Source organism: Aeromonas sp. PrichA-15, assembly GCF_017939245.1.
Classification (GTDB): Bacteria; Pseudomonadota; Gammaproteobacteria; order Enterobacterales; family Aeromonadaceae; genus Aeromonas; species Aeromonas caviae.
The window spans coordinates 53,280-70,617 of the sequence record NZ_JAGKRH010000059.1; the positions used below are offsets into that span (position 1 = coordinate 53,280).

A 17,338-nucleotide genomic window follows, 5' to 3' on the forward strand; every position below is an offset into this window, starting at 1 on the left:
CATGTTGGACAAAGTAGTCATCGCCAACCGCGGTGAAATTGCCCTGCGGATCCTGCGCGCCTGTAAAGAGCTCGGGATCAAGACAGTGGCCGTTCACTCCACTGCCGATCGGGAGCTCAAGCATGTGCTCCTGGCGGACGAAACCATCTGCATCGGCAAACCTGCCAGCGGTGAGTCCTACCTCAATGTGCCGGCCATCATCGCCGCCGCCGAGGTGACCGGTGCCGTCGCCATCCACCCGGGCTACGGCTTCCTCTCCGAGAATGCCGACTTCGCCGAAGTGGTCGAGAAATCCGGCTTCATCTTCATCGGCCCGCGCGCCGAGACCATTCGCCTGATGGGTGACAAGGTCTCCGCCATCGAGGCGATGAAGAAGGCGGGCGTGCCCTGCGTACCCGGCTCCGACGGCCCGGTGGACAACGATGCCAAGCGCAACGCCGCCATCGCCAAGCGGATCGGGTATCCGGTGATCATCAAGGCCGCCGGTGGCGGTGGTGGTCGCGGCATGCGCGTGGTGCGCAACGAGGCCGAACTGGCCTCCGCCATCGCGCTGACCAAATCCGAAGCGGGCCAGTTCTTCAAGAACGACATGGTCTACATGGAGAAGTACCTGGAGAACCCGCGCCACATCGAGATCCAGGTGCTGGCTGACGGTCAGGGTACCGCTCTCTATCTGGGTGAGCGGGACTGCTCCATGCAGCGCCGTCACCAGAAGGTCGTGGAAGAGGCGCCGGCCCCCGGCATCACCGACGAGATGCGCAAGTTCATCGGTGAGCGCTGTGTGCGCGCCTGTCTCGAGATCGGCTACCGCGGTGCAGGTACCTTCGAGTTCCTGTACGAGAACGGCGAGTTCTATTTCATCGAGATGAACACCCGTATCCAGGTGGAGCATCCGGTCACCGAGATGGTCACCGGCGTCGACCTCATCAAGGAGCAGCTGCGCATTGCCGCCGGTCAGCCCCTGTCGATCACCCAGCAAGACATCCGCATTCGTGGCCACGCCATCGAGTGCCGGATCAATGCCGAAGATCCGGCCACCTTCCTGCCCTCTCCCGGTCTCATCCAGCGCTTCCACGCGCCGGGCGGCCTGGGCGTGCGCTGGGAATCCCACATCTATGCGGGTTACAAGGTCCCCCCCTACTACGACTCCATGATCGGCAAGCTGATCTGCTACGGGGAGAACCGCGACGTGGCCATCGCCCGCATGCGCCACTCCCTCGACGAGCTGGTGGTGGAAGGGATCAAGACCAACATCGTCCTGCAAAAAGAGATCATGAAGGACGAAAACTTCCAGCACGGTGGCACCAACATCCACTACCTGCACAAGAAGTTGGGTCTGTAATGGCTTGAGGCCCGACCCATTGAGCACGGTGGCAGCACAGAACAGCCACCACCTGCACAAGAAGTCGGGTCTGTAATGGCTTGAGGCCCGACCCATTGAGCAATGGTGGCCGCATGAGCAGCCACTCCCAGCACAAGAAGTCGGGTCTGCAAAGACCCCTTTCATCGGGATATTGCGCGATCCACCCGGATCGCCAACGTAAAAAAGGGCCATGGCGACATGGTTTTTGTTATTCTGCGCCCCGCTCACTCGTCGGAGGCCACAGTGAACCGTTTCGCACTCGCCCGTCGGGAAGCAGCCTTCTGCCTGCTGCTGACCCTGCTCTACTTTGTCGCCTGGTATGGCTCGGCTTATTTCATCCCCGAGGATCTCGAGCTGTGGGACCTGCCCCTCTGGTTCCTGCTCAGTTGCATCCTGATGCCCCTGCTGTTCATCGGCCTCTGCGCCCTCATGGTGGATCGCCTGTTCGTCGATATTCCCCTGGATAGCGAGGTACCACCCCATGAATCTTGAGCTGATGCTGCCGCTCTGCATCTATCTTGTGCTGGTACTGGGGGTCGGTTTCTGGGCCAGTCGCCACCGGACCGGCGGCAACTTCATGCAGGAGTACTTCATCGGCAACCGCAGCATGGGGGGGCTGGTGCTGGCCATGACCCTGGTGGCCACTTATACCTCTGCATCGTCCTTCATCGGCGGGCCGGGGGCCGCCTACAAGGTCGGCCTCGGCTGGGTGCTACTGGCGATGATCCAGCTGCCCACTGTCTGGCTCACCCTGGGGGTGCTTGGCAAGAAGTTCGCCATCATCGCCCGCCGGGTCAATGCGGTGACCATCAACGACATGCTGTGGGCCCGCTACCAGAGCAGGGCGGTGGTCGTGCTGGGTTCAGTCACCATCATCCTCGCCTTCATCGCCACCATGGTGGTGCAGTTCATCGGCGGCGCCCGCCTCCTGGAAACGGCGACCGGCCTCAGCTATCAGCAGGGGCTCTTCCTGTTTGCCAGTTGCGTGCTGCTCTACACGGTGATCGGCGGCTTTCGCGCCGTGGTGATGACGGATGCCCTGCAGGGCATTGTGATGCTCATCGGCACTGGCGCCCTGCTGGCGGGCATCCTCATCGCCGGTGACGGGTTGCCGAATCTTGTCCACCAGCTCAAGGAGATAGATCCCAAGCTGGTGAGCCCCCAGGGGGCCGGCGACATGCTGACCCAGCCCTTCATGCTGAGCTTCTGGGTGCTGGTCTGCATCGGGGTGGTGGGCTTGCCCCACTCGGCGCTGCGCTGCTTTGGCTACCGGGACAGCAAGGCGCTGCACCGGGGCATCCTCATCGGCACCATCGTCTGCGCCCTGCTGATGTTCGGCATGCACCTGGCCGGGGCACTGGGCCGCGCCATCCTGCCCGGCATGGACAGCCCGGACAAGATCATGCCCTCCCTGATGATGGAGGTGCTCCCCCCCTGGCTGGCGGGGGTCTTCCTGGCCGCCCCCATGGCGGCCATCATGTCCACCATCGACTCCCAGCTGATCCAGGCCTCCGCCACCCTGGTGAAAGATCTCTACCTCAATTACCTCAACCCCAGGCAGGAGAAGCTGGAGGTCCGGGTGCCGCGCCTCTCCCTGCTCTGCACTCTGATCCTGGGTACCCTGGTGCTGCTGGCGGCGCTCCAGCCCCCCGAGATGATCATCTGGCTCAACCTGCTCGCCTTCGGCGGCCTGCAGGCGGTCTTCCTCTGGCCCCTGGTGCTCGGCCTCTACTGGTCCAGGGCCAACGGCCCGGGAGCCCTGGCCAGCATGGTCTGCGGCATCCTCTGTTACGGTACCTTGAGCCAGTGGGGGATCAAGGTGGCCGGCCTGCACGCCATCGTCCCGAGCCTGACCCTTGGCCTGGCAGCCTTTGTCCTGGTCAGCCTGCTCACTCCTGCCCCGGATCAGCGTGTCCGTCGATTGTTTGATCAAAATTAAGAAAAGGATCAATAAAGGAAGGCTCGCCTATTCCCAAATGGGGGCTCACGGGTAAAATGTGCGCCACGTCACAAATACCGTGCCCCCATGCCAGTCCAGAACGCCAGAAAGATCCTGACCCAGTCCTTGCAGCGCCTCGGCTATGCCCTGTTGCTGCCCGTCTCCATCCTGCCCCTGGCCGCCCTGCTCCACCGGCTCGGCCAGCCGGACGTGCTGGATCTCGCCGTGCTCTCCCTCGCCGGTCGCGCCCTGTTCAGCCAGATGCCGCTCATCTATGCGGTGGCCATCGCCTTCGGGTTGAGTCGCCAGGGGCAAGGAGCTCAGGCGCTCGCCGGTGCGGTCAACTTCCTGCTGCTGAGCTCGGCGCTGGGCACCCTGGTGCCCGGGCTGCATGCGGACATGATCTGCGGCCTGCTGGCCGGGCTCGTCACCGCCATGGTCTGCTCCCGGGCCCGCGCTCTGCGGCTGCCGGGCTGGTTGCGCCCCCTGCAGGAAGATCTGCCGGGCATGTTGCTCTCGGCGCTGGCCTGCCTGCTGCTGGTGATCCCCCTCTCCATCCTCTGGCCGCTGCTGGAACAGGGGCTCACCCTGCTCGCCTCCGATCTGCTCACCACGCCATTTGGCGCCTTCTGCTACGGCGTGCTGAACCGGCTGCTGATCCCCCTCGGTCTGCACCAGGTGCTGGGCAGCCTCATCGGGCTCGGGGAGAGCAACCTGCAAGCCCTCTCGACCGCCCAGCCACTGCATGAAGGCTATGTGGCCGGGCTCTATCCGGTCATAATGTTCGGCCTGCCCGGTGCCTGTTTTGCCATCTGGATCCATCGCCAGCGGATGCAGCAACTGCCCCAGGGAGGGCTGCTGCTCACCCTGGCGCTCACCTCGGCACTGGTGGGCATCACGGAGCCCATCGAGTTCCTGTTTGCCTTCACCGCTCCCTGGCTGTTTCTGGCCCATGCCCTGCTGACCGGACTGTCGCTGGCCATCTGCAGCGGGCTCGACATCCAGGTGGGCAGCTACTTTTCTGCCGGATTGCTGGACCTGGTCCTGAGCTACCACGCCGGTCTGCACAGCTTCTGGCTCATCCCCCTGGGCATCCTCTTCTTCGTCGTCTATGCCCTGCTCTTCTCCCGGCTGCTGGAACACGCCCCCCTCAGTCTGCCGGGCAAGCCCATCGCCGAGGATCTCTCCCGGCTCGCGACCGTGGCCCCCACCGATCCCCAGATGCTGGCTATCCAGTACCTCAAGATGCTGGGGGGCATGGACAACCTGCAGGCCATGAGCGTCTGCCTGACCCGCCTCAGCCTGCGGGTTCGCGACATGGCCCTGGTGGATCAATCCTGCCTGGCCAGACTGGGCTGCCTCTCCTGGGTCGTGCTCAACGAACATCAGCTGGTGCTGGTGCTCGGCCCCCATGCCGGCCTCATCGAAGGGCAGATCCGCATGCTGGCGGAACGCCAGTCGGTCCCGCTCGGTCTCGAACCGGCTCAGGCTCCCCTTGGCCAGCACCAGTGATCAGGCGAAGGGAAGACGTTCGGCCACGAAGTCCATCAGGCTGCGAAGGGCGGGGGCCAGGTGTTCCCGGCTCGGGTAGATGAGATAGAAGGGGTTCACCGGAACCAGGAGATCCGGCAGCACCTTGAGCAGTCGCCCCGCCGCCAGATCGTCGCCGCAGACATGGGCCGGCAGCAGGGCAATCCCCCCGTCATGAAGTGCCAGCTCCCGCAGCGCCAGCAGGCTGTTGCTCTGGCAGGCCCCGCGAGGGCGCCAGCCCCCCTCCTGCAATGGCCACACCGGCAAGGAGCCATGTACCAGGCAGGCGTGTCCGGCCAGCTCTGAGAGCTGGAGCGGCGTCCCGTTGGCCGCCAGGTAACCGGGAGATGCCACCAGATGGCGCGCCACCTGGCCGATGCGCCGGCAGATGAGGCTGGAATCTTTCAGCGGCGCCGCCCGCAGCGCCAGATCGTAACCTTCCCCCACCAGATCCAGCTGTTCATCGCAAAGGGTCAGCTCCAGCACCACCTCGGGATAGAGGGCGCGAAATTCGGCCAGTATCCGGCCAAGCAACAAGGTTCCCGTGGCTTCGGGAGCAGTGATCCGCACCCGCCCTCCAGGAGCCGCGCGCAACCGCGCCATCGCCAGATTGGCGCTGCGCGCCAGTGCCAGCAGCTCCTGACAATGGGCCACATAGATCTCCCCCTGGGGCGTCAGGCTGAGCCTGCGGGTGGTGCGTTGCAGCAACCTCACCCCGAGCCGGGATTCGAGGCGAGAGATCTTCTGGCTCACCGAGGACTTGGGCATGCCGAGCACCTCGGCCGCCCCGGTGAAGCTCCCCTGCTCCACCACTGTGGCAAACAACCCCATCAACTCCAGTTCGACATTGTTCATATATTCAAACAGTCTTTACCAATTACCCATCTTAATCTTGATAATCATCCAGACTAGAGTGAGTGGCAATCCCGAACACTGCTATTTGAAAGGAAAAGCCATGAAAGCCATCGCCCTGACTCACTATCTGCCAAGCAACCACCCCCACTGCTTCATCGAGAGCGATCTACCCGATCCGACACCGGGCCCGCGGGATCTGCTGGTACGGGTCAACGCCACCTCCATCAATCCGGTCGACACCAAGGTACGCGCCCCCAAGGACAAGGTCGAAAGCAGCCCCCGCGTGCTGGGCTGGGACGCCGTGGGCGAGGTGATCGCCGTCGGTAGCGACGTCACCCTGTTCAAGGCCGGTGACAGGGTCTGGTATGCCGGCGACATCAGCCGCCCGGGCAGCAACAGCGCCCTGCAACTGGTGGACGAACGCATTGCCGCCATCGCCCCAGTCACCCTGACCGATCTGGAAGCCGCCGCCCTACCGCTCACCGCCATCACCGCCTGGGAAACCCTGTTCGAGCGCATGAGCCTTACCCGCGAAAGCACCGGGCGACTGCTGATCATCGGGGGCGCCGGCGGGGTCGGTTCCATCGCCATCCAGCTCGCCCGCCAGCTCACCGGCATGGAGGTGATCGCCACCGCATCGCGCCCCGAAACCCGGGAGTGGTGCCTGGACATGGGGGCCCACCAGGTGGTGAGCCATCACCATCTGCAGGCGGAGCTCAAGGCGCTCGGCATCAGCGAGGTGGATGCCATCTTCTGCACCAACGCCACCGAGCAGCACTGGAACACCATGGCCAGCCTCATCCGTCCGTTTGGTCATATCTGCACCATCGCCGAGTCCAGTGACCCCTGGGATCTGGGTCTGCTCAAACCCAAGAGCGTCACCTTCAGCCAGGAGTTCATGTTTACCCGCTCCCTGTTCCAGACCCCGGACATGATAGAACAGCACAACCTGCTCGGCCGGGTCGCGGCCCTGATCGATGAAGGGGTGCTCAAGACCACCCTCAGCAAGGTGGTGCCCGAACTGACGCCCCTCACCCTGGCCCGGGCTCATGCCGAGCTGGAAGCGGGTCGCATGGTGGGCAAGCTGGTGATCGACATGAGCGGCTTCCATCGCTGAGGCACAGCCCAGGCGGGGCTTACCGTCCAGCCTATTCCCTTTTAGGTAAATAAATGCACCATCATGGGGTGAAATCACCAGTGACAAGCCCCAAGAGTGCACAGCCCCGCAGGTGACCTTTGTCCCTGACGGGCATCTCCCCCGAAAAAACCATAAAAAAGAGGCCATCCCGTCGGGATGGCCCTAAAAACCTGAACGTTGGGGTAACAATCACACACATATCCTTATGCAGGACATCTGTAACTTTGCAGATAGCGTGCCAATCTCTGCTTTTCCCTCCCAATTAACCGCTTTTCAGCGCACCGGCATAAAAAAAGCCACCCGAAGGTGGCTGAAAAAAGATGACGGAACTTCATAGAGCAAAGCATTCAGCGGGAACAAGTTGCTTCCCGTCACCCATGAAGGAATACATTAACCGTGCCAACTTGGCAGAGTTACCTCCCTTCCCCATGAGGCCATGGTCAAACCACGACAGCACGGGCCCATGATGATAGAATCCCGCGGTTTCACATTTATGAAGAGCCGACGCCATGCCCTGGATACAAATTCGAATCAACGCCACTGCCAAGACCGCAGACAAGGTGAGCAACATGCTGCTGGGGCGTGGGGCCCAGGCGGTGACCTTTATGGATGCCAAGGATGTGCCCGTCTATGAGCCCATGCCTGGTGAAACCCCGCTCTGGGGCGAGACCGAAGTAATGGGACTGTTCGATGCCGAAACCGATCCGGCTCCCACCATCACCTTCTTCCAGCAGATCTTCGGTGAAGACGTGGGCTACAAGGTCGAACAGCTGGAAGACAAGGACTGGGTGCGCGAGTGGATGGATCACTTCCACCCCATGCAGTTCGGCGAGCGGCTCTGGATCTGTCCGAGCTGGCGCGACGTGCCGAACCCCGATGCGGTCAACGTCATGCTGGACCCGGGCCTGGCCTTCGGTACCGGTACCCACCCCACCACGGCGCTCTGCCTGCAGTGGCTGGACGGGCTGGATCTGGCCGGCAAAACCGTAGTCGACTTTGGTTGCGGCTCCGGCATCCTCGGCATCGCCGCCCTGAAACTGGGGGCCGCCCGTGTCATCGGTATCGACATCGATCCTCAGGCCATCCAGGCCAGCCGTGACAACGCCGAGCGAAATGGCGTAGCCGACCAGATCGAACTCTACCTGCCGGCGGATCAACCGCAAGACGTCGAAGCGGACGTGGTGGTCGCCAACATCCTGGCCGGCCCGCTGCGGGAGCTGGCGCCGCTTATCGCCGGCCACGGCAAGGCGGGCAGCCTGATGGCCCTCTCCGGCGTGCTGGAAAGCCAGGCGCCGGAGCTGGAGACCATCTACGGCCAGTGGTTCGAGATGGACCCGACTGCGGTGAAGGAAGAGTGGTGCCGCCTCTCCGGCCGCAAACTCGGCTGATAAGCAACAAGCTACTGTGGCAACCAACCCATCGGCCGCAAAACAAGCCACGGCAGTTGCCAACCCATCGGCCGCACACTCGGCTGACAAGCAACAGGCCACAGCGGCAACACTTAGGTCGCTGAACGACAAGGGCACCCCAGCAGGGTGCCCTTGTCGTTTCCGGACGCCGTTCTCCTTCTGCCCACTCTGGGGAGAGCCTCACGCTTCTCTGCCTCCCGATGGCTTATCCTCTCTTCCTCCCCCCATCGAGGCCCAGTCATGACCGAATACGAGAAGATGATCGCCAGCCAGCCTTACAACTGCATGGCGCCAGAGCTGGATCTGTTGCGCCGGGAGACGGCCCGCCTGTACCGCCGCTTCAATCGCAGCGACGAGGAGGATGAACAGCTGGCACTGCTGCTGCAGATCGTCGGCGAGCTGGCACAGGGTGCCTTCATCTGCCCGCCCTTCTACTGCACCTATGGCCGCCACATCCACCTTGGCAAGGGCAGCTACATCAACATGGGGGCCACCCTGCTGGACAATGCCTCCATTCGCATCGGCGCCGAGGTAATGATTGGGCCGAACGTGCAGATCTACACCGCCGCCCATGCGCTGGACGCCGATGAGCGTATTCAGGGGGTTGAGACGGCGCTGCCGGTCACCATCGAAGACAGGGTCTGGATAGGCGGCGGCGCCATTCTGCTTCCCGGCGTCACCATAGGGCGGGAAGCCGTCGTGGGTGCGGGCTCGGTCGTGACCAGAGATGTACCGGCCGGTGCCAGGGTGGCAGGCAACCCGGCACGGCTGCTACCAGTCAAAGGTTGAGCGGAAGGCCCGAGGCTCGCTCAGGCGCTTTCCAGCAAGCGGTCGATGCAGTGCACCACCTGCATGCTGGCGTTTTCCATGGTCTTGAGCTGCTCGACCATGCTTTTGATATCCCCCTGCTCGCGCGCGTGCAGGGCGGCCTTGCCGCTCTCGTGGACCCGTTTGTGGGGCCCGTCCAGTTCACGAAAGCCCGGCTTGTGGGCGAAGAGCTCCGCACCCTGCCCCTCGAAATACCATTTGCCCAGCCTGCACTGAGCGTGGTCGCTCACCGGCTCGTGAAAATGCTGCTGATCGATGAGCCGATAGATGGTGTTTTTCCAGACGGCGTGATCCAGCTTGGTGGTATTGAGGAAGGAGGTGGTGGCCGCGCTGTGGATCACCTGCTGCATCCGGCCAGATTGTGCCAACACCTGGGTCACCACCACATCGATCTGGGAGGAGGAGGTCGCCACTTCGGCGGCACTGGCCTGGTTGTCATCGATGATGGACTTGATCTCCTGCGCCTGGGCCACTATCTGTCTGACCAACACCTCTATCTGGCTGCTGGCTTCATGGGCCTTGCTCGCTAGCTGACGCACCTCATCGGCGACCACGGCGAAACCTCGACCAGCTTCACCGGCCCTGGCCGCCTCGATGGCCGCATTGAGTGCCAGCAGGTTGGTCTGATCCGAAATGCCCTGGATGGCGGTCACGAACTGATTGATGGCGGATGTGCTGGCATCGAGCTGATGGACGGCAGCGAGGCTGCGAGCCGCCTCATCCGTGATGGCATGGGCGCGATCGGAGAGACGGGTGATGGCGCCCCGGGTCTGGGCAAAGAGCTGATCCAGCTCGCAGAGCGCTCCCTTTTCCGCCATCAGGTGCTCGGCACTGCCAGCCAGCGCTTCCCGCACGCTCTGCAGCATCTCACCTCCCTGGTTCTGGCAGGAGATCACCTGATTGAAGAGATCGCCACGTTCCCGGCTAGTGCGCTGCATGTGCTCGTATTCACCGATGGTGGCACGCAATTCGGCCAGCTCGCTCTGGTACTGCTGCTCTTTGAGAAGCATCGCCTCCCTGAGCTGTTGATTCTCTTTTTCAAGCTTGCGGTTGAACCACATATGGCCTCCGAATGGCAAAGGTGCGGACAGTCGACGTCAAAGGGAAGCCTCTGACTCTCTTGTCTCTGCCGATACTGGCGGATCCCAGGCCGGATTTCACCTGCAAATGCAGGATATTTGACCCTGATCCTGATTCCAATCGAGGCCACATCAATGGCTGTGCAAAAGATCGCCACAAAGAGGCCGGGTGAGGTAGAGAAGAGGCAGAGGAGAAAGAACGCTGACGTGCCAGCCCTACAAAAAATGAAGCCCAATGTCATCAAGACATTGGGCTCTAAAAAGGTGCTACGGAATTGCGACTCTCATCGCAGAAAATTAGAAGGGGTCACCTTCTAAACTGGCAGTGGGATAATAACGTGGCGCAAACGTTTTACATAGCGTAATAAACCAGGAGTGAGAAGAATCTCTCACAATTCAAAAAATGTCCGGTCAACCCCCTTCTACCCTCTTGGCAAGTGCGTATTTATCAGTACAGCCTGACGGCTTTGTCAGAAAACAAAAAAGCCCTGAATAATCAGGGCTTTTGGCGTTATGCGCTTCAGAAGCTGCGCACGAAGTCCTGGATGGGCAGCTCGCGCAGCTTGCGGGCCTCCAGCATGGGGGTGCCAAGGTAGAGGAAGCCCACCAGTTGATCCTCCGGTGCCAGCCCCAGTGCACCATGGATCTGCTCGTCGAAGATGAACCAGCCGGAACGCCAGATGCCGTTGAAGCCCTGGGCCTGGGCCGCCATCTGCATCGCCATCAGGGCGCAACCGGCAGAGAGCTCCTGCTCCAGTTTCGGTACCTTGGGGTGCGCCTGATAACGGGTCGCCACCGCGATCACCAGGGGAGCACGCAGTGGCGCGGCGCGGCACTTCTCGACACTGTCCGCATCCTCGCCACGGGCATGGGCGGCATCGGCCAGCAATGTCCCCAGGCGCTCACGCCCCTCCCCTTCGAACAGGATGAACTGCCAGGGGGTCAGAGTGCCGTGATCCGGCGCCCGCAGCCCGGCCTTGAGGATATTGTCGAGCACTTCGCCACTCGGGGCAGGCTCGGCCAGACGACCACAGGAGTGGCGATTGAGTAACAGATGGAGGGCATCCATGGGGCAGTTCCTTGTCAAAGGCGATGATGGCGCTACCTTAGCACAGCACTGGATGAAGAAAACCCCTGGGGTTCAGGGCAATGCTGTTCACTTAAGAGAATTTGAGTTCCAGTCCACGTAGTATCAGGACAAAAAAGCGAGGGAGGCATGATGCCTCCCTCTTTCTATTGCAAGCCCCGCTGGATAAAGGCTGGAGGAAGATCGACTGGACACAGCCTTGCCCCCTCAACTCAAATCCAATTTATGAATAATCAGTCAAAAAAGTGCTTATCTGAACAGCATTGTGGGGTTCAGGGGGTTTGTCAGGATACGAAAGGGTCGGGAGGCTAGATGACGGCAGCCAGCTCCGCCCCTTGCCGGATGGCGCGTTTGGCATCCAGCTCGGCGGCCACGTCGGCACCGCCGATGATGTGCACCGGCTTGCCAGCAGCCTGCAGACCAGCCTGCAACTCCTTGAGGGGTTCCTGTCCGGCACAGATGATCACCTGATCCACCGGCAGGCACTGCTGCTGGTCGCCCACCTGGATATGAAGCCCGGCATCGTCGATACGCAGATACTGGACGCCGGAGAGCATCTGCACCTTGCGATTCTTGAGCACGGTGCGATGGATCCAGCCGGTGGTCTTGCCAAGGCCGTCGCCCACCTTGCTCTCCTTGCGCTGGAGCAACCAGATCTGGCGCTCGGGGGCATCGATTTCGGGGGTAGTCAAGCCGCCGCGCTCGCCGAGCTGCTTGTCGATGCCCCACTCCTTGAGCCAGTGATCGCGATGGCTTGCGGCATCCGGTGATCCTCTCTTCTCCACCAGGTATTCGGCCACGTCAAAGCCGATGCCGCCGGCGCCGATGACCGCCACTGCCTGGCCGACTGGTTTGTGATCCCGCAGCACATCCAGATAGCTCAACACCTTGGGGTGCTCGATACCCGGGATATTGGGAGTGCGCGGGCGGATGCCGGTGGCGAGGATCACCTCGTCAAAACCGCCGCCCAGCAGGCTCTCGGCACTCTGGCGCTGGCCCAGATAGAGCTCGACGCCGCACTTCTCCAGCCGTTTGGCGAAGTAGCGCAGGGTCTCGTGAAACTCCTCCTTGCCCGGGATCTGCTTGGCAAAGTTGAACTGGCCGCCGATTTCGCTCGCCTGATCGAACAGGCTCACCTGATGGCCGCGCTCAGCGGCGTAGCAGGCAAACGCCAGCCCCGCAGGACCCGCCCCCACCACCGCCAGCTTCTTGGGCTGGGGCACCCGGCCAAACGTCAACTCGGTCTCGAAACAGGCGCGGGGATTGACCAGGCAGGAGGCACGCTTTTGCTTGAACACGTGGTCGAGGCAGGCCTGGTTGCAGGCGATGCAGGTATTGATCTCGTCCGCCCTGTCTTCAGCCGCTTTGATGACGAATTCGGGGTCCGCCAGGAAGGGGCGCGCCATGGAGACCATGTCCGCCTCCCCCCCCGCCAGGATGCGCTCCGCCACCTCGGGGGTGTTGATGCGGTTGGTGGTGATGAGGGGCACCTTGAGGTGCTTTTTCAACTCGGCGGTCACCCAGCTGAAGGCACCGCGCGGCACGCTGGTGGCGATGGTGGGAATGCGCGCCTCGTGCCAGCCGATACCGGTGTTGATGAGGGTGACCCCCACCTGCTCCAGTGCCCGGCCAAGTGCGATCACTTCCTCCAGGGAGGAGCCCTGCTCCACCAGATCCAGCATGGAGAGGCGGAAGATAATGATGAAATCCGTGCCCACCCGCTCCCGCATGGCGCGGACAATCTCCACCGGGAAGCGCATGCGGTTTTCACTGCTGCCGCCCCAGCCATCGGTGCGTTTGTTGGTGCGCTCGCAGATGAACTGGTTGATGAGATAGCCTTCCGACCCCATCACCTCAACCCCGTCATAACCGGCCGCCTTGGCCAGCGCCGCAGTGGCGGCGAAGTCGCGAATGGTGCCGCGGATCTGCCGCTCGCTCATGGCCCGCGGCTTGAACGGGGAGATGGGAGCCTTGAGGGCGCTCGGCGCCAGGCTGAACGGATGGTAGGCGTAGCGGCCCGCATGAAGGATCTGCAGCGCTATCTTGCCCCCTTCCTGGTGCACTGCCTCGGTCACCTTGCGGTGTTTGGCTACCTGCCAGGGAAAGCTCAGCTGAGAGCCGTGGGGCACCAGCCGCCCCCGCAAATTGGGGGCGATACCGCCGGTCACGATGAGACCGACCCCGCCACGGGCCCGCTCACCATAGAAGGCGGCCAGCTTGTCAAAGCCCCCCTTTTCCTCCTCGAGGCCGGTGTGCATGGACCCCATCAGTACGCGGTTGCGCAACTGGGTAAAACCCAGATCGAGGGGGGTCAGCAGCGTGGGATAACGGCTCATGATGCACTCCTTGTCGAGGTCGATGTGCACGGGGTCATGCTCCAGCCTTCCTGGCTGCCTCGGGTGACGGGCAGTAAAAAGAAGGGGGTGGGTGGAGATGGGGCCGGCTCATCGGGCCTTTCAGTTAATTTTTTGTTATCAAACTGGAGCTAGAGTAAAGAATCGAAAACTCTTTTTCAAACAAATGTTTGGACATTTTTTCAGCGAACAGCCGTGTTCCGAAGTGGCGGGGGGCAGTCGACTCAAGGGGAAATGGCAATTGGCTGCGCAACTGGTTAATAATGGCTGCTCTCAACCCATTAACAGGGCGACAACGCAGCTATGTCTATTTTCAAAGGTCTGGGATGGCTCTTTCGCAGCCTCTGGCGCCTGCTCAACTTTACCCGCTTGATGCTGGTCAACCTGCTGTTTCTTCTCGTCGTGCTGGTCATCGTCTTCAGCGTCAGCCAGAGCGAGACCCCAAGCACCCCCATCGAGGGGGCGCTCACCCTCAATCTCTCCGGTGTGCTGGTAGAACAGCGCACCCAGACCGATCCCACGGTGCAACTGCTCAGGCAGATGGACAAGGGGGACGAGCAGCCAAGCGAAATCGTCCTCTCCGATCTGCTGTGGGCCATCAAGAGCGCGGGGAATGACGATCGCATCAAGGCGCTGGTGATCAAGCCCCAGGGTCTGCAAGGGGCCAGCCTCTCCAAACTGCAGGAGGTGACGGCCGCCATCGACGCCTTCAAGGAGAGCGGCAAGCCGGTCATCGCCATGGCGGACTACTACAGCCAGGGGGCCTATCTGCTCGCCGCCCACGCCGACCACGTGCTGCTCAACCAGAGTGGTGCCGTGCTGATCGAGGGGCTGGGTGTCTACCAGACCTACATAAAGTCGGCACTGGAGAAGCTCAATATCACCCCGCACGTCTTCAAGGTCGGCACCTACAAGTCCTTCGTCGAGCCCTACACCCGGGACGAGATGTCCCCCGAGAGCAAGGAGGCGAACCAGCGCTGGCTGGATCAGCTGTGGCAATCCTATGTGGCCGACGTGGCGGAGCAACGGGAGATCGAGCCGGATGCCGTGGCACCGAACAAGGATCACTTCCTCGAACTGCTGCGCAAGGCCGGTGGCAATGCGGCCAGCTACGCCCTCGATAACGGTCTGGTGGATCAGCTCGCCACCCGCGACGAGATGACCCAGGCGGTGATCAAGGAAGTGGGCGAGGCCGATGATCACGGCTGGAAGGGCGTGGGCCTGAAAGAGTATCTGGCCGCCATCCCGGAACAGTACCCCCAGAGCGGCAAGGATGAGGTTGGCCTCATCACCGCCAGCGGCGCCATCATGGATGGCGTCCAGCCTGCCGGCACCATCGGTGGCGACAGCCTTGCCGATCTGCTGGCCGAGGCCCGCCGTGACGATCAGGTGAAAGCCGTGGTGCTGCGAGTGGACAGCCCCGGCGGCAGCGCCTTCGCCGCCGAGCAGATCCGCGCCGAATTGCTGGCCCTGAAACAGGCGGGCAAGCCGGTGGTCATCTCCATGGGCAGCTACGCCGCCTCCGGTGGCTACTGGATCTCCGCCGATGCGGACAAGATCTTCGCCTCCCCCACCACCCTCACCGGTTCCATCGGGGTGTTCGGCATGTTCGCCACCATCGACAAGGCGCTCTCCCAGTACGGGGTACACACCGACGGCGTCGGCACCACCGACTTCGTGGGGGTCGGGCTGACCCGCGCCCTGCCGGATCACGTGGGTGAAGCCATTCAACTGAGCGTGGAAGACACCTATCAGCGCTTTGTCGGCCTGGTGGGCAAGGGCCGGGGCCTTAGCCCGGAAGAGGCGGAAAAAGCCGCCGAAGGCCGGGTCTGGACCGGGCAGGATGCCAAGGCACTGGGGCTGGTGGACGAGTTTGGCAATCTGGATGACGCCCTCAAGGCGGCCGCCGATCTCGCCAACCTCAAGAGCTGGCAGGTCACCCCCATCGCACCGGAAGAGTCGGCCAGGGACAAGTTCCTGCGCGAGCTGTTTGACAGCAGCGCCCAGGCGCTGGCCCCGCACCTGCAAAGCTGGCTGCCCACCGGGCTTGGCAAGGCGCTGCTGGAGATGAACCGCACTCTGGACCCGCTGACCCGCTTCAACGATCCCCAGGGCACCTACGCCTTCTGCCCGGTCTGTCTCCCCTGACGCCGGGGACAGCCATAAAAAAACCGCCGACAGGCGGTTTTTTTATGGGGCAAGCGGCCTTGTCAGGTCAGCAAGCCGGACGCTTGCCAGCGGTGCAACTCTGCCAGCACCCGGGTCTCTCGCGCCGTCCACTGGGGACAGGGACCCGCCAGCTGGGTCTTGTTGGTTTGCAGTGCCTCGGCCAGGGGGAACCAGCCCGGCGTAAAGCCGAGCCGGATCTCGTAGGGCTGGGGGCGCGGTGCACTCCAGTCCTCCCCGACCCGGCAGAGGTAATAGGACGAGCGGATGCAGTAGGCATCGTAATCCGGCTCGCGCGCGGCACGATACTCCCGGGTCTCTCCCAGCAGGGGGCCCACGGCCACCAGCTCGGCGCCACACTCTTCCCGCAGCTCCCGGGCCAGGGCCGCATCGTGCGCCTCCCCGTGCTCGATGCCGCCCCCGGGGAACATGAGATCCCCATTGACGCGGGAGTGCACCAGCAGCAGTCGATCACCACGCATCACCACGGCCCTCACCGTGGCCCGTTCAAGCACCCTGTCCTCGCCGCGGATCTGGCCGTGCACGAGGCGGATATCGAAGGGATGGGCCCACTCCCGGGCTTCTGACAGGGTCGGATTCATGGTGTGCGGTAGCTTCCCTGCCTGAGTGCATCGACGATGGTGGCCGCCTGGTCGTCCAGCGTCTCCTGCTCCTCCTTGCCGATGGCATGGTAAATGCCGAGCCGGGTGGCGGAGACCTCGGGGCTCTCCTGGAATGACTCGCTCACCTTGCCCCACAGATAGGCCTGATCAAATCGCTTCTGCCCCATGTAGAGGGTGCTGAGGGCGGTGAGGATCCGGCTGTTGACCTTGTCCCCCTCCCGATAGAGGGAGAGCGCATGGTGCATCAGCCTGATGGCCTTCTCGGGCTCGCTCTTGGCATAAATGCCGCCGAGCGCCAGTTGCAGCTCGGGCTCCTCGAGGCTCGGCGTCCCCTCCTGCGCGAGGAAGCTGGCGCGGGCCTCGGGACTGGTGTTGTTGGTCCAGTGCCAGAGCAACAGGTAGGGATCTCGGGAACCCCGGGTCTGCGCATCCAGTTGCTCCAGTTGACGGCCGGCGGCCAGCATCCCTTCCACTCTGGGGCTCTTCTGCTCCCTGGCCCGCTTGTACTCGATGTTGGTGGAGTGCTCGGCGCACTGCAGATAACGCTCCAGGCCGCGCATCAGATCGTACTTGCGCCTGTCCGTCCCCTCTTCCTGGAGATAGTAACGACCGCGAATGACGTCGCTGCGCTCATAGCGACACCAGCCGTCGTCCACCAGGTCCGCGCACAGGGCGGGATATTGGGAGCAGATGTTGTGGATCCTGTCGTCGTCGCAGGCCGTCAACGTCAGGCAACAAGCGAGGGAAAGCAGTAACGGACGCTGTGAGAATAGGGTCATGGTTCACATCTGGTTGATAACAATCGCAACCCGCACCGGCCACCGCCAACTAGCAAACAGGCTACATATCCATTACAATGCGCGCGCCGTATAAGGCCGCGATTGCAGAATAATATAACGAAACCATCAGCCCTACACTGATCTGCCTTCGACGAATTTCAATTTGCCCAGGCAACTTGCTTCAACAA

14 protein-coding genes are annotated in these 17,338 nt (G+C 62.5%); 8 read left to right on the forward strand and 6 right to left on the reverse strand.

Going from position 1 to position 17,338, the window contains the following annotated elements:
• Position 1: 1 nt before the first annotated feature.
• The 4 genes from accC (at position 2) to J9889_RS10185 (ending at position 4,814) form a co-directional block, all read left to right on the forward strand.
• Positions 2-1,342: an acetyl-CoA carboxylase biotin carboxylase subunit gene (gene accC, locus J9889_RS10170; RefSeq protein WP_210556592.1), complete on the forward strand. Its 1,341-nt coding sequence runs from the start codon at positions 2-4 to the stop codon at positions 1,340-1,342.
• Positions 1,343-1,606: 264 nt separating this feature from the next.
• Entirely contained in the window at positions 1,607-1,855 is a 249-nt protein-coding gene (locus tag J9889_RS10175; protein ID WP_039040309.1) for a YhdT family protein, read from the forward strand.
• A complete protein-coding gene (gene panF / locus J9889_RS10180; protein WP_042883223.1) occupies positions 1,845-3,302 on the forward strand; it encodes a sodium/pantothenate symporter in 1,458 nt (485 codons plus the stop codon). Before J9889_RS10175 ends, panF begins: the two co-directional genes overlap by 11 nt.
• An 87-nt stretch (positions 3,303-3,389) precedes the next feature.
• Complete coding sequence (locus J9889_RS10185; protein ID WP_104452427.1) at positions 3,390-4,814, forward strand: PTS transporter subunit EIIC; 1,425 nt, start codon at positions 3,390-3,392, stop codon at positions 4,812-4,814.
• Here the strand turns inward: J9889_RS10185 and J9889_RS10190 are convergent, their stop codons facing one another.
• On the reverse strand, positions 4,815-5,687 hold the full coding sequence (locus J9889_RS10190; RefSeq protein ID WP_210556593.1) for a LysR family transcriptional regulator: 873 nt from the start codon (positions 5,685-5,687) through the stop codon (positions 4,815-4,817).
• 100 nt (positions 5,688-5,787) lie between these two features.
• Here J9889_RS10190 and J9889_RS10195 point away from each other — a divergent pair, with 100 nt between their 5' ends.
• The 3 genes from J9889_RS10195 (at position 5,788) to J9889_RS10205 (ending at position 9,023) form a co-directional block, all read left to right on the forward strand.
• On the forward strand, positions 5,788-6,804 hold the full coding sequence (locus J9889_RS10195) for a zinc-binding alcohol dehydrogenase family protein (RefSeq protein WP_010675411.1): 1,017 nt from the start codon (positions 5,788-5,790) through the stop codon (positions 6,802-6,804).
• A 530-nt stretch (positions 6,805-7,334) separates the two neighbouring features.
• Positions 7,335-8,213, forward strand: coding sequence for a 50S ribosomal protein L11 methyltransferase (gene prmA, locus J9889_RS10200; RefSeq protein WP_111896452.1), 879 nt, complete (start codon positions 7,335-7,337; stop codon positions 8,211-8,213).
• Between the two features lie 261 nt (positions 8,214-8,474).
• Complete coding sequence (locus tag J9889_RS10205) at positions 8,475-9,023, forward strand: sugar O-acetyltransferase (RefSeq protein ID WP_210556595.1); 549 nt, start codon at positions 8,475-8,477, stop codon at positions 9,021-9,023.
• Between the two features lie 20 nt (positions 9,024-9,043).
• On the opposite strand, the gene J9889_RS24505 is transcribed toward J9889_RS10205, so the two are convergent.
• The 3 genes from J9889_RS24505 to J9889_RS10220 all read right to left on the reverse strand — a co-directional run bounded on the left by J9889_RS24505 (position 9,044) and on the right by J9889_RS10220 (position 13,564).
• Complete coding sequence (locus J9889_RS24505; RefSeq protein WP_210556601.1) at positions 9,044-10,123, reverse strand: methyl-accepting chemotaxis protein; 1,080 nt, start codon at positions 10,121-10,123, stop codon at positions 9,044-9,046.
• A gap of 538 nt (positions 10,124-10,661) precedes the next feature.
• Complete coding sequence (locus J9889_RS10215; protein WP_010675416.1) at positions 10,662-11,210, reverse strand: NAD(P)H nitroreductase; 549 nt, start codon at positions 11,208-11,210, stop codon at positions 10,662-10,664.
• Between the two features lie 326 nt (positions 11,211-11,536).
• Positions 11,537-13,564 (reverse strand): NADPH-dependent 2,4-dienoyl-CoA reductase, encoded by a 2,028-nt coding sequence (locus tag J9889_RS10220; RefSeq protein ID WP_210556603.1) that lies wholly within the window; start codon positions 13,562-13,564, stop codon positions 11,537-11,539.
• Between the two features lie 321 nt (positions 13,565-13,885).
• Here J9889_RS10220 and sppA point away from each other — a divergent pair, with 321 nt between their 5' ends.
• Positions 13,886-15,730, forward strand: a complete 1,845-nt coding sequence (sppA, locus tag J9889_RS10225) for a signal peptide peptidase SppA (RefSeq protein WP_210556605.1) — start codon at positions 13,886-13,888, stop codon at positions 15,728-15,730.
• 62 nt (positions 15,731-15,792) lie between these two features.
• On the opposite strand, the gene J9889_RS10230 is transcribed toward sppA, so the two are convergent.
• Both J9889_RS10230 and J9889_RS10235 read right to left on the reverse strand, forming a co-directional pair.
• Positions 15,793-16,350: an NUDIX domain-containing protein gene (locus J9889_RS10230; protein ID WP_048207040.1), complete on the reverse strand. Its 558-nt coding sequence runs from the start codon at positions 16,348-16,350 to the stop codon at positions 15,793-15,795.
• Entirely contained in the window at positions 16,347-17,150 is an 804-nt protein-coding gene (locus J9889_RS10235; protein ID WP_042865069.1) for a DUF2989 domain-containing protein, read from the reverse strand. Before J9889_RS10235 ends, J9889_RS10230 begins: the two co-directional genes overlap by 4 nt.
• Positions 17,151-17,338 lie beyond the last annotated feature (188 nt).